Here is a 12,786-nt window from a genome sequence, read left to right as displayed (position 1 = left end):
TTTATACTGAACACTCAAAACTGAGACTGCTTACTCAAAACTATCTCGAGTAATTCGGAGCTTCTTTAGTTATCGTAACATTGTGTGGGTGACTTTCGCTAATTCCACTAGAAGTTAATCTTACAAATCGGCTAGTAGCTTGTAATGTTTCTATGTTTTTAGCACCACAATAACCCATTCCAGCACGAAGACCACCTATGAATTGTTGCATGCTTTCGTTTAATTCTCCTTTATATGGTACACGTCCCACAATTCCTTCTGGCACTAATTTTTTCACATCATCTTCTACATCTTGGAAATATCTGTCTTTCGAACCTTCTTTCATAGCTTCAACAGAACCCATTCCTCTATATGATTTGAACTTTCTTCCTTCAAAAATAATAGTTTCACCTGGTGATTCTTTCGTTCCAGCTAACATCGAACCTAACATTACACTTGATGCACCAGCCGCTAAAGCTTTTGGGATGTCACCGGTATAACGCACACCACCATCTGCGATTACTGGAATTCCAGTGCCTTGCAAAGCTGCTGCGACTTCCAACACTGCTGAAAATTGAGGAAATCCCACACCTGCAACAACTCGAGTAGTACAAATAGATCCGGGTCCGATTCCAACTTTTACAGCATCTGCACCATTTTCAGCTAAATAAATAGCCGCTTCTGGTGTAGCAATATTCCCAACTACTACATCAATCTCTGGAAATTTATTTTTAACTTGTTTCAATACATCCACTACTCCTTTTGTATGTCCGTGTGCAGTATCAATAATAACAGCATCTACCCCTGCATGCACAAGCGCTTCGCAACGTTCTAAAACATCAGCAGTTACACCTAAGGCAGCAGCAACTCGCAAACGACCAAATTTATCTTTATTTGCGTTAGGTTTTTGAGTAAGTTTAGTGATGTCTCTGAAAGTAATTAATCCAACTAATTTATTCTCTGAATTAACAACTGGTAATTTTTCAATTTTATTGCCTTGTAAAATCACTTCAGCTTGAAATAACGTTGTTCCTTCTGGGGCAGTAATTAAATTTTCTGAAGTCATCACTTCTGTAATGGCTCTGTCGCTATTTTTTTCGAAACGTAAATCTCTATTGGTTACAATTCCCTTTAAGATTTCATTTTCGTCTACAACTGGAATTCCGCCGATTCCATATTTGCGCATCGCTTCTTTCGCATCACCAACATTAGCTGATAAGGGTAACGTAACTGGGTCGATAATCATGCCACTTTCTGCACGTTTTACTTTACGAACCTCTGCGGCTTGTTTTTTTATCGACATGTTTTTATGTAACACACCAATTCCACCTTCTTGTGCCATAGCGATAGCCATAGCGCTTTCCGTAACTGTATCCATAGCTGCGGAAACAATAGGTGTGTTTAAGGTAATGTTTTTACTAAATTTAGATTGAATAGAAACTTCTCTAGGAAGTATTTCGGAATAATTGGGTATTAAAAGAACATCATCATAAGTTAGTCCTTCACCAATAATTTTAGAGTTGTGTGCTTTCATGCTGCAATTGTAGTTAAATTGCGAGCAAATTTAGTGAAAAAATAGTAATTTACTATTCTTTTTTGTAGAAATAAACATTAGATTTTTAAATAAATTAATGAAAGGCATTAAATATTTTTAATGCTTCATTATAGGCACTTTCAAAACTAATGGGATGACAATTGGTATTCGCTTTTTCAGCTGTAAAATAAGACAGTAATTTTTCAGTTGGCATGTTTCCGGTTAAATCATCTTTAGCCATTGGACAACCACCATAGCCTTTTATGGCACCATCAAAACGAACACATCCAGCTTTATAGGCTGCATCGACTTTTTCAAACCAAGTATCTGGTGTAGTATGCAAATGCGCACCAAATTCTATATTCGGATATTTTCGAATCAAATTTCTAAATAAATAATCAATAACTTCCGGTGTAGAAGAACCAATAGTGTCTGATAGCGATAAAATTTTCACGCCCATATTGGCTAATTTTTCTGTCCATTCTCCAACGATTTCAACATCATAAGGATCACCGTACGGATTACCAAATCCCATTGAAATATAGGTAACCACCTCTTTATTAGATTGATCAGCGATTTCTAAAATTTCTTGTAAACTAACAAGCGCTTCTGCAATTGTTTTGTGAGTATTTCGCATTTGAAAATTCTCCGAAATAGAAAATGGAAAACCCAAATATTGAATTTCTTTATGCTTAGCGGCAATTTCTGCACCTTGAGTATTAGCTATAATAGCAAGTAACTTACTGGTAGTTTGAGACAAATCTAATTGTGCTAAAACTTCAGCAGTGTCTTGCATTTGTGGAATGGCTTTTGGAGACACAAAACTTCCAAAATCAATTGTGTCAAACCCAACTCGTAATAACGATTGAATATATTGCACTTTTTTTTCCGTTGGAATAAAAGTCTTGATGCCTTGCATAGCATCACGCGGACATTCGATAATTTTAATTGCTGTCATAAGAATGTCAAAGATAAGTAAAACTTTATTTTTTGCAAATATGTTTTTTTTCTAAAGCTTTAAAAAAGGAAAAGAGTATCTAATAAAATGTACATGAGGGTACTCCATAAAAAAAATTATTAAAAACGTTTTTTTATTTATACTTTTGCACCACAAATTAAGTATAGTATTATGGTTAAAGATTTATTTGAAAGAATACAACAAAATAAAGGACCATTAGGTAAATGGGCTTCACAAGCAGAAGGATATTTCGTATTTCCAAAATTGGAAGGTGAATTAGGTCCAAGAATGCAATTTCAAGGTAAAAATATATTAAACTGGAGTTTGAATGACTATTTAGGTTTGGCAAATCATCCAGAAGTTCGTAAAGCAGATACTGAAGCTGCGGCTATGTATGGTGCGGCTTATCCAATGGGAGCTCGAATGATGAGTGGGCACACTAAATATCACGAACAATTAGAAGAAGAATTAGCGGCATTTGTAATGAAAGAAGCGGCTTATTTATTAAATTTTGGCTACCAAGGTATCATGTCGACTATTGACGCTTTAGTAACCAAAAACGATGTAATTGTTTATGATGTAGACGCACATGCTTGTATTATTGACGGAGTTCGTTTGCATATGGGTAAACGTTTTACTTACCGTCATAACGACATTGAAAGCATGGAAAAAAACCTACAACGTGCCACAAAAATTGCTACGGAAACAGGCGGAGGAATTTTATTCATTACAGAAGGTGTTTTTGGAATGAGAGGCCAACAAGGTAAATTGAAAGAAATTGTAGAAATGAAGAAAAAATACAATTTCCGTTTATTAGTTGATGACGCTCATGGCTTTGGAACTCTAGGTAAAACTGGTGCTGGTGCTGGTGAAGAACAAGGTTGTCAAGATGGAATTGATGTGTATTTTTCAACTTTTGCTAAATCAATGGCTAATATTGGTGCTTTCGTGGCGGCGGATAAAGATGTAATTGATTACTTAAAATACAATTTACGATCTCAAATGTTTGCCAAAGCGTTACCAATGATTCAAACAATTGGTTCGTTAAAACGTTTAGAATTGTTACGTAATTCTTCAGAAATTAAAGATAAACTTTGGGAGAATGTAAATGCTTTACAAAATGGATTAAAAGAAAAAGGATTTAATATCGGAGATACAAATACTTGTATTACTCCAGTATATTTAGAAGGTAGTATCCCTGAAGCAATGATTATGGTAAACGATTTAAGAGAAAATTATGGTATTTTCTTATCTATCGTTGTATATCCTGTAATTCCAAAAGGGATGATTTTACTAAGAATGATTCCTACTACAACTCATACCTTAGAAGATATTGAAGAAACATTAACTGCATTTGAAGCGATTCGTGAAAAATTAGAAAACGGAACGTATAAACAAATTGCCGAATCGACAATTGCACATATGTAATTTCAAAATAAATAATAATTTAAAAGCGTTGAATTTTTTCAGCGCTTTTTTTATACTTCTTATTTAGAGCAACTTAAAGTCAAAAAAACTTTTAATTCATAAGAATGTTGATTAAATATTAATAAAAAATCAATTTTAGACGAAAATAAAATTGTTTTATCCTTTATGAAATGATATATTTGTCCGTTTTTAAAGAAAATAACTTAAATTAATTATAATGCAGAACAAAGGACTAATTAAATTCTTCGCTATCATTTTTACACTGGCATGTATTTATCAACTTTCATTTACGTTTGTTGCTAATAACATTGCGAAAGAAGCAAAAGAATTTGCAAAAGGAGATTCTCAAAAAGAATTAGATTATTTAAAATCGCTAAAGAAAAAAGATGTTTTTTTAGGTTTTACTTATGAAGATGTTGAAAAACAACAAATTAATAAAGGTTTAGACTTAGAAGGTGGAATTAACGTAACTTTAGAAGTTTCAGTTAAAGACGTTTTAAAAACATTATCAAACAACTCTAAAAATCCAACTTTCAATAGAGCTTTAGAAAGAGCTACAAGAGAAAGACAAGGTAATCAAGATTATTTAGATGCCTTTTTTGATGCTTTTGCTGCAGAATCAAATGGTACAATAAAAATGGCTTCTGCTGAAGCATTTTACAACAGAACTTTTGAAGAAATTCAGTTAAACATGACTGATGATCAGGTTAAAGTGATATTAAAGAAAAAAGTTTCAGAATCTATCGAAAGTGCTTTTAAAGTATTAACTAAGCGTATCGATAAATTCGGAGTTGCACAACCAAATATTCAAAAAATTGGTGAAACAGGTAGAATTTTAGTAGAATTACCTGGTGCTAAAGATTTAGATAGAGTAGAAAAATTAATCTCTCAAACTGCACAATTAGAATTTTGGGAAACTGTAAAACCAGAAGAATTAGGTAATTTCTATACTGCAGCAAACGATTTATTAAAAACTACAGAAAAAAAATCTACTCCTGCAGTTGCAAAAGTAGATACAACTAAAGTAAAAGATGCTAAATCAAAAGTAGAAGATTTATTAGGCGACAAAAAAGACGCTGCTAAAGACAAGACTAAAGATTTAGGTCCATTATTTGAAAACGCAATTCCTAGCCCTTCTGGATTAATTGCTTATAACGTAAAAGATACAGCTAAAATAAATTCTTATTTAAAAAGAGCTGACGTTAGAGCTTTATTACCAGCTTCGATAGCCAATTCTAAATTTGCATGGGGAAAAACGACTGCAAAATCTGCAGACATCACAGAATTATATGTACTTAAAGGAACGAACGATGGTGTTGCTCCTTTATTAGGTGGTGCTTTAACTGACGCTAGTGCAGATTTTGACCAATTTGGAAAACCAGCTGTAAGTATGCAAATGAATCCAGCAGGTGCAAGAAAATGGGAACAGTTGACAGGAGATATTGCTAAGAATGGGAATCAAGTAGCTATTGTTTTAGATAACGTAGTTTATTCTGCAGCAACAGCTAAAGCAGCAATTTCTGGTGGTCAAACTCAAATTTCAGGATCATTCACTTTAGATGAAACTGCCGATTTGGAAAACGTGTTAAGAGCAGGTAAATTACCAGCGAAAGCAGATATTGTTCAAAAAGCTGTGGTTGGACCATCATTAGGTCAAGAAGCAATTGATAATGGTATTTTATCATCAATTATAGGTTTATTATTAGTATCATTCTGGATGGTTTTCTATTATGGAAGAGCAGGATGGTATGCTAACGTTGCTTTATTATTAAACTTAGTATTGTTATTTGGAGCTATGGCTAACTTTGGTTTTGTACTAACATTACCTGGTATCGCTGGTATCGTATTAACAATGGGTACAGCCGTAGATGCTAACATCATTATTTACGAAAGAGCCAAAGAGGAATTAAGAGCTGGTTTATCTTTAGAACAAGCAGTAATTACAGCCTTCGGATGGAAAGGTGCAATGCGTTCAATTATAGACGCAAACGTAACTCACATCTTAACAGGTGCAATTTTATATATTTTTGGAGAAGGAATGATCAGAGGATTTGCCATCACTTTATTAATTGGTATCTTCACTTCTTTATTCACTTCAATCTTTATTGCGCGTTTCTTTATCGATGCAGATATCGCAAAAGGTAGAAGTTTACAATTCTCTACAAACATTACTAAGAATTGGTTTACAGGATTTAACTTCGATTTCTTAAAAATTAAGAAATTTACTTACGCTTTCTCTCTTGTAGTTTGTATCGTTAGTTTCATTTCTTTCTTTACTAACGGTTTCGACCAAGGTATTGATTTTGTTGGAGGAAGAACATTCCAAGTTCAATTTGACCAAAAGGTTTCTCCAGAAGAAGTATCAAACATACTTTCAACTTCAGAATATTTTGACAAAGCAGAAGCAAAAACTTTCGGAAACGACAATCAGTTAAAAATTACTACAAAATACCAAATTGAAAGACAAGGTGTAGAAGTAGACCAAGAAGTAAACAAAAAATTATATAGTGGATTGAAAAAATTCTTCGCAAAAGAAATTTCTTATGAGGAGTTTACTAATACACAAGAAGGTAAAAAATTCGGTGTTTTACAAGCTATGAAAGTTGGTCCATCAATTGCTGATGACATTAAAACAAATGCCTACTGGGCAGTTTTAGGAGCTATGTTATTAGTTTGTTTATATTTAGTAGTTTCTTTTAGAAAATACCAATATTCTCTAGGTGCAATTGCTGCGGTAGCGCATGACGTTATTTTTGTATTAGGAATTTATTCTTTATTATATAAATACATGCCATTCCATATGGAAATTGACCAACACTTTATTGCGGCAATCTTGACAGTTATTGGATATTCTATGAATGACACCGTAATCGTATTTGATAGAGTTCGTGAATTCTTAGGTGGTAAATCGCATCACGGAAATTTCAATAAAATTGTAAACGATTCTGTTAACACAACTTTATCTCGAACATTAAATACATCATTAACAATGATTATGGTATTATCGATCATGTTTGTTTTTGGTGGAGATTCAATTCGTGGATTTATCTTCGCAATGTTGATAGGTATTATAATTGGTACTTATTCTTCTTTATTCATTGCAACACCAGTATTAGTAGACACTATGCCTGCAGCAGATAAACAAAAAATTGAAGAAGAACACAACGTATAAGTTTCGTTATAACTATATAAAAATGCCCTGATTCTTCAGGGCATTTTTTATTAGAATTATATTCAGGATATAAATATTCAAATATTACTGTTTAAAATTTAATGAGTCAGTGACTATCAATTACAAATGTTGATTTTTCAGATAATCCACAGCATATCTTCCTTCATTGAACAACAGATCTAAAATGGATAAATTATTAATGAAACCGTGTTTATCATCGAAAACTTGAGTATAGGGCTCTATTTGTGTAGTATCTTTTTTGCCATTAACTAAATAGCGAAAATCCGTTTTATCAGATACTTGGTGAAAATATTCTGTTGTTTTTTCAAATGGAATGGAAATGCCTAAAGCTTCATTTACAAATTCAAAAACCTCAAAATTTAAATCCAACATAAATTCGTGTTTCTTTTCGAACAAGGTTTGTAAATCATCTACAAAATAATCAAAAAAAGGAGAATTTTTGTAAGCGGCTTCTAAAGACTTTAAATGGTTTTTCTGCCAATTGTATTGATTATCTATTTTAACATCTTTAAACCGACAATTTCCAGCCTCATGTTTAACAGAAATGTTCAACATTTGAATTCCATTAGAACTATAAATATACATTCGATTTCTATTTGTCTGTTTTTGAAAAGTATCTTCTATTTCAAAAGTAACCGATTTTGCCTGTATCATAGCCACATAATGACTAATAGACGGAAAATAAGTGGGATAAATTAATATATCATTCTGATTCATAATATCGATGTAATTAAAAAGAGTTGCAAACTTAATTACAACTCTTAACATATTTAAAGTAAATCTGCTTCTTTTTTCTTTTGCTTACCTTTATACCAATCCCAAACGAAATAAGCACCCAAAAGGATTAGAAAATATTTAAAATACGATTGAGGTTCTCCTTCTCCACTTACTGTTGTAAAAAAACGTTCTGTTCTAAAACGGTCTAAGAAATTTTTATGGAACACATTATCTATGTCAAAACTCATCCAAATAAAAATTGGTTTTCCAACAATATGATCTGCTGGTACAAATCCCCAATATCTTGAATCTTCAGAGTTATGACGATTGTCTCCCATCATCCAATAATAATCTTTTTCAAATGTGTAAGATGTTGCTACTTTACCATCGATTTTAATAGTATTCCCAATTACTTCTAGTTTATGATTTTCATAATCTGAAATTACCATTTTATAAAAAGGAAGTGTTTTTAAATCTAAACTAACTGTTTGTCCAGCTTGAGGAATTTTTACACTACCCATATTATCAACGTTCCAATTTGCATATTCTTTACTATTTGGAAAAATCTCATAAATAGGCTCTGCTTTTTTTACTGATTTAAACTGTTTAAAAGCATTTAAAATTTCATTATTAATTCGATATACAACTGCCCTACCTTCATCTTTATTATACTTTACACCGCCACGATTTTGATATAAATTATTAAGTGCATTTTCTACATCTGAACAATCTTTTGATGTATCAATGGTTAAAATATAATCTTTATCCTTATCATTAACACTAAGGTTTTTTTCTATTTTTTCAACTAAACCAGAATTTTTCAATTTAGCAACATTATCATTAGTTAATGAATTAATGATATAAGTAGTATCGGCATCAATTAGATAACTATCTGTGGAACTTAAATCTTGAAGCAATTGATTAATATCGAATTGTGCATCTTTTTTAAATTTAACTTTATAAGAAAACTGAACTTTAGATCTACTTGGTAAACTAACTAATTTACCATTTACATATAAATCGCTATTCTTAATTTCAATATTATCGCCTGGGATACCAACGCAACGTTTTACGTAATTTGATTTTTTATCAATAGGCTTATATTGTTTTTCAAATGAATTTTCTCTAAACATTCTAACCGTATCAATCGGCCAATTAAAAACAACAATATCGTTTCTCTCAATATTCTGTAAAGCAGGAAATCTAAAATAAGGTAACTGCGGCTTTGATACATATGATTTACTCTTGACTAAAGGAATAGAATCGTGAACCATTGGCGCTGCAATTGGAGTCATTGGAGTTCTAGCGCCATAATGAAATTTACTGACAAACAAGAAATCACCCACTAAAAGAGTTTTTTCTAATGAAGAAGTTGGAATTACAAAAGGTTGAATGAAGTAAGTATGCACAAAGGTTGCAACAATTAATGCAAAAGTTAGTGAACCTAAAGTATCTAGAGCCTTAGTAGCAGGTTTGGTATCACGTTTTGCTTCGTAAGAAACGTCTTGCGTGTAATTTACGTATCCGATATATATTCCGAAAGAAATAACACCAAGCCACATATCTGCTGTAGTTTTCTTCCCGAAAGTACGTAACGTTTCAATCCAAATTACTGGTAAAATTAATAAGTTAATTACAGGTAAAAACAGTAAAAAAATCCACCATTTTGGGCGGTTTATAATTTGCATCAATACTATTCCATTGTATACTGGAATAAATGCCTCCCATGCTTTTCTACCAGCTTTTACATATAATTTCCAAGTACAAATAGCATGTAATGTACTGATTGCTAATGTTGTTATAATCCAAGATGTGATTTCCATATTTTTATTATTATGAGGAATGAGTCAATTTTCAAATCCTCTTATTTTTTACTTATTTCTTTTTACTTTTTACTTGGCTCTTTATATTCCTAAAACGTCTTTCATTGTAAATATGCCTTTTTTTCCTTGTATCCATTCTGCCGCTATCACAGAACCAAGGGCAAAACCTTCTCTGCTATGAGCCGTATGCTTAATCTCAATTTGATCTACTTTACTGTCGTAATAAACTGAATGTGTACCAGGAATATTTTCTATTCTTTTGGCGTTAATATGAATTTCTTTTTCGGATGGATTTTCAAGAATCCAATTCGTGTATGCTGTATTTTTAATAATGCCTTCTGCCAAACTGATAGCTGTACCACTAGGCGCATCTAATTTTTGTGTATGATGAATTTCTTCCATAGATACTTTATAATCAGAAAGATTTTTCATCATTTTAGCTAAATATTCATTCAATTCGAAAAAAATATTGACACCTAAACTAAAATTAGAAGCATAAATAAAACTTCCGCTTTTATCTTGACATAACTTTACCATGTCCTCGTAGTTTTCCAACCAACCAGTTGTCCCTGAAATTACAGGAATTGTATGATTCAAGCACTCTGAAATATGATTTATGGCACTACTTGGCACGCTAAATTCGATAGCCACATCGGCATCTAATAAGCCATCAAAATTGTCAACACTTCTTTTTCTTAAAACAATTTCATGACCACGTTCTAAAGCAATCTTTTCAATTGCTTTTCCCATCTTTCCGTACCCTAATAATGCTATTTTCATTTCTAGATAATTATGCTATAAGTTGTTGTTTTGAAGTTATTGTTACCTAAAACAATGTTAAAATTGATAGGTTAAGGTAAATGCAAAATCTTGTTTAAAAGTATAAGGATTGGTTTGTAAATCTGGCTTCAAAGACAAATCATCATTCACATTAAATTGTAGTAAGTGTGCGTCTACGTTAGCATCAACAATGTTTAGTATGTATAAACCAGCGGTAATAAGTACGGATAAATCTCTGTTTTTTTGATAAAAACGCTGACCTCTAATAACACTTTCTGTACTTAATCTACCATATGTAGGGTCAGATGTATCAATCAAACCACCATTATTTAGCCTTTTTTTATATTCATTTCTAAATTGATTGTACTTTTTATTGTTATCTATGGTAAAATAAACACCAGTACCAATTGCAGCATATACTACAGGAATTTTCCAATATTTTTTATTGTATGCTTGTCCTAAACCGGGTAAAATAGCAGAATAGAAAGCGGCTTTAGCAGGCGATAACGGATTGATGTCGCCCTTAACAGTTTCTTTTGTTTCAATTTTCATTTCTTTATTTTGAGCTACCGAAAATTGAGTAGTTAAAAAAAGAAAAATAAATATGTACAGAAGTTGCTTCACTAGTTATTAATTAGTTTCATAATTCTATTAAAGTCTTCTTCCGAATGAAAAGGAATAGAAATTTTTCCTTTACCATTTGCCGCAACACTAACATCAACCTTTGCTCCAAAAAAGTCAGCAAATGTTTTCTTTTGCTCGCTCGCAATTTCAAATGATTTTGTAGCAACCGGTTTTCCAGTTTTTGGTTTTAAGCCTTCTTGGTATTTTTTTACCAAAGCTTCCGTATCTCTTACAGATAAATTTTGAGTAACCACAGTATGGTAAATATCACTTTGCGCGTCCTGATCTTCTATATTAATAAGAGCTCTTCCGTGTCCCATAGAAATGAAACCATCTCGCATTCCTGTTTGAATAATCGGATCTAATTTTAACAAACGTAAGTAATTGGTAATCGTTGAGCGTTTTTTTCCTACACGCTCACTCATTTCTTCTTGAGTTAAATTAACTTCTTCAATTAAACGTTGATAAGAAAGGGCTACTTCAATAGGATCTAAATCGTGGCGTTGAATGTTTTCAACCAAAGCCATAATTAACGATTCATTATCGTTTGCTAGTCTAATGTAAGCGGGTATAGTTGTAAGACCCAATAATTTTGAAGCACGCAATCTTCGTTCACCAGAAATTAATTGGTATTTATTAAATTCTAATTTTCTGACAGTGATGGGTTGAATAACCCCAACTTCTTGAATAGATTTGGCTAATTCTTGTAAGGTTTCTTCATTGAAATTTGTTCTAGGTTGAAACGGATTAATTTCAATAAAATTAATATCAAGTTCAACGATACTTCCTACAACTTTATCTGCACCTTTATCTTCCACCGACTTAATATCATTTGATGGATCACTTAAAAGTGCTGATAAACCTCTTCCTAATACAGGTTTTTTTACTGCTTTTGTCATTATATAGTGTTTTTCTTGATAATTTCTTCCGCTAAATTGATGTAATTCGTTGCTCCTTTACTGGTTGCATCATAATTAATGATGCTTTCTCCAAAACTTGGCGCTTCACTTAATTTGATATTTCTTTGAATAATAGTTGAAAACACCATGTTGTTAAAATGTTTTTGAACTTCTTCTACCACTTGGTTGGATAAACGTAAACGAGAATCGTACATGGTTAAAAGCAACCCTTCAATATCTAAACTTGGATTGTGTATTTTTTGCACACTTTTGATAGTGTTTAACAATTTACCTAAACCTTCTAACGCAAAATATTCACACTGAATCGGAATAACTACACTGTCGGCAGCCGTTAATGCATTTAAAGTTAATAAACCTAAAGACGGTGCACAATCTATAATTATATAATCGTATTGTTCTTTAATTTCAGACAATGCTTGTTTCAGCATATATTCTCTATTTTCCTTATCCACCAATTCAATTTCGATGGCAACTAAGTCAATATGCGCTGGAATTAACCACACGTTTGGCGCTGAAGTCACAACAACAGATTCTTCAGGTTTGTTACTATGTTCTAAAATTTGATACGTACCAATTTCTACACTTTCCACATCAATTCCTAATCCTGAACTAGCATTAGCTTGTGGATCTGCATCAATTAATAAAACTTTTTTCTCTAAAACTCCCAATGCTGCGGCAAGATTTATAGAAGTTGTTGTTTTTCCTACACCACCCTTTTGATTGGCAATTGCAATGATTTTACCCATTTTTTCTTTTAAAATTTTCGAAGCGTAAAAATACAATTATTTATGGTATAACCAACCCAATTTTATTAACATTGCGTTAAAGTC

10 protein-coding genes are annotated in these 12,786 nt (G+C 32.1%); 2 read left to right on the top strand and 8 right to left on the bottom strand.

The genetic code is table 11. The features are described from left to right. Window positions 1-40: 40 nt before the first annotated feature. Window positions 41-1,513: an IMP dehydrogenase gene (gene guaB / locus G4D72_RS12885; RefSeq protein ID WP_166078138.1), complete on the bottom strand. Its 1,473-nt coding sequence runs from the start codon at window positions 1,511-1,513 to the stop codon at window positions 41-43. A 94-nt stretch (window positions 1,514-1,607) separates the two neighbouring features. Next, window positions 1,608-2,471 carry a hydroxymethylglutaryl-CoA lyase gene (locus tag G4D72_RS12880; RefSeq protein WP_166078137.1) on the bottom strand — a complete coding sequence of 288 codons (864 nt, stop codon included), beginning with the start codon at window positions 2,469-2,471 and terminating at the stop codon, window positions 1,608-1,610. 171 nt (window positions 2,472-2,642) lie between these two features. Here G4D72_RS12880 and G4D72_RS12875 point away from each other — a divergent pair, with 171 nt between their 5' ends. Then, window positions 2,643-3,899, top strand: a complete 1,257-nt coding sequence (locus tag G4D72_RS12875; protein WP_166078136.1) for an aminotransferase class I/II-fold pyridoxal phosphate-dependent enzyme — start codon at window positions 2,643-2,645, stop codon at window positions 3,897-3,899. A 217-nt stretch (window positions 3,900-4,116) separates the two neighbouring features. After that, complete coding sequence (secDF, locus tag G4D72_RS12870) at window positions 4,117-7,071, top strand: protein translocase subunit SecDF (protein ID WP_166078135.1); 2,955 nt, start codon at window positions 4,117-4,119, stop codon at window positions 7,069-7,071. A gap of 120 nt (window positions 7,072-7,191) precedes the next feature. Here secDF and G4D72_RS12865 read toward each other — a convergent pair whose 3' ends face one another. The 6 genes from G4D72_RS12865 to G4D72_RS12840 form a co-directional block, all read right to left on the bottom strand. After that, on the bottom strand, window positions 7,192-7,809 hold the full coding sequence (locus G4D72_RS12865) for a WbqC family protein (RefSeq protein ID WP_166078162.1): 618 nt from the start codon (window positions 7,807-7,809) through the stop codon (window positions 7,192-7,194). Window positions 7,810-7,862: 53 nt separating this feature from the next. Continuing rightward, on the bottom strand, window positions 7,863-9,632 hold the full coding sequence (gene lepB / locus G4D72_RS12860) for a signal peptidase I (protein ID WP_166078134.1): 1,770 nt from the start codon (window positions 9,630-9,632) through the stop codon (window positions 7,863-7,865). 81 nt (window positions 9,633-9,713) lie between these two features. Then, entirely contained in the window at window positions 9,714-10,412 is a 699-nt protein-coding gene (gene dapB, locus G4D72_RS12855; RefSeq protein WP_166078133.1) for a 4-hydroxy-tetrahydrodipicolinate reductase, read from the bottom strand. 57 nt (window positions 10,413-10,469) lie between these two features. Beyond that, window positions 10,470-10,964: a DUF5683 domain-containing protein gene (locus tag G4D72_RS12850; RefSeq protein ID WP_166078132.1), complete on the bottom strand. Its 495-nt coding sequence runs from the start codon at window positions 10,962-10,964 to the stop codon at window positions 10,470-10,472. Between the two features lie 71 nt (window positions 10,965-11,035). Then, the gene (locus tag G4D72_RS12845) at window positions 11,036-11,935 is read right to left on the bottom strand and encodes a ParB/RepB/Spo0J family partition protein (RefSeq protein WP_166078131.1); all 900 of its coding nucleotides are present in this window, start codon (window positions 11,933-11,935) and stop codon (window positions 11,036-11,038) included. Then, complete coding sequence (locus G4D72_RS12840) at window positions 11,935-12,702, bottom strand: ParA family protein (RefSeq protein ID WP_166078130.1); 768 nt, start codon at window positions 12,700-12,702, stop codon at window positions 11,935-11,937. The genes G4D72_RS12845 and G4D72_RS12840 overlap by 1 nt, the downstream gene beginning before the upstream one ends. Between the last annotated feature and the right edge of the window lie 84 nt (window positions 12,703-12,786).

This window comes from Flavobacterium difficile (genome assembly GCF_011392115.1).
Lineage (GTDB): Bacteria > Bacteroidota > Bacteroidia > Flavobacteriales > Flavobacteriaceae > Flavobacterium > Flavobacterium difficile.
This window is presented reverse-complemented; position numbering and strand designations above follow the sequence as displayed.

Coding starts and splice junctions, on each gene's coding strand:
- G4D72_RS12880 (WP_166078137.1), bottom strand. CDS start 2,471: ATGACAGCAATTAAAATTATCGAATGTCCGCGTGATGCTATGCAAGGC.
- lepB (WP_166078134.1), bottom strand. CDS start 9,632: ATGGAAATCACATCTTGGATTATAACAACATTAGCAATCAGTACATTA.
- G4D72_RS12875 (WP_166078136.1), top strand. CDS start 2,643: ATGGTTAAAGATTTATTTGAAAGAATACAACAAAATAAAGGACCATTA.
- dapB (WP_166078133.1), bottom strand. CDS start 10,412: ATGAAAATAGCATTATTAGGGTACGGAAAGATGGGAAAAGCAATTGAA.
- guaB (WP_166078138.1), bottom strand. CDS start 1,513: ATGAAAGCACACAACTCTAAAATTATTGGTGAAGGACTAACTTATGAT.
- secDF (WP_166078135.1), top strand. CDS start 4,117: ATGCAGAACAAAGGACTAATTAAATTCTTCGCTATCATTTTTACACTG.
- G4D72_RS12850 (WP_166078132.1), bottom strand. CDS start 10,964: ATGAAAATTGAAACAAAAGAAACTGTTAAGGGCGACATCAATCCGTTA.
- G4D72_RS12840 (WP_166078130.1), bottom strand. CDS start 12,702: ATGGGTAAAATCATTGCAATTGCCAATCAAAAGGGTGGTGTAGGAAAA.
- G4D72_RS12845 (WP_166078131.1), bottom strand. CDS start 11,935: ATGACAAAAGCAGTAAAAAAACCTGTATTAGGAAGAGGTTTATCAGCA.
- G4D72_RS12865 (WP_166078162.1), bottom strand. CDS start 7,809: ATGAATCAGAATGATATATTAATTTATCCCACTTATTTTCCGTCTATT.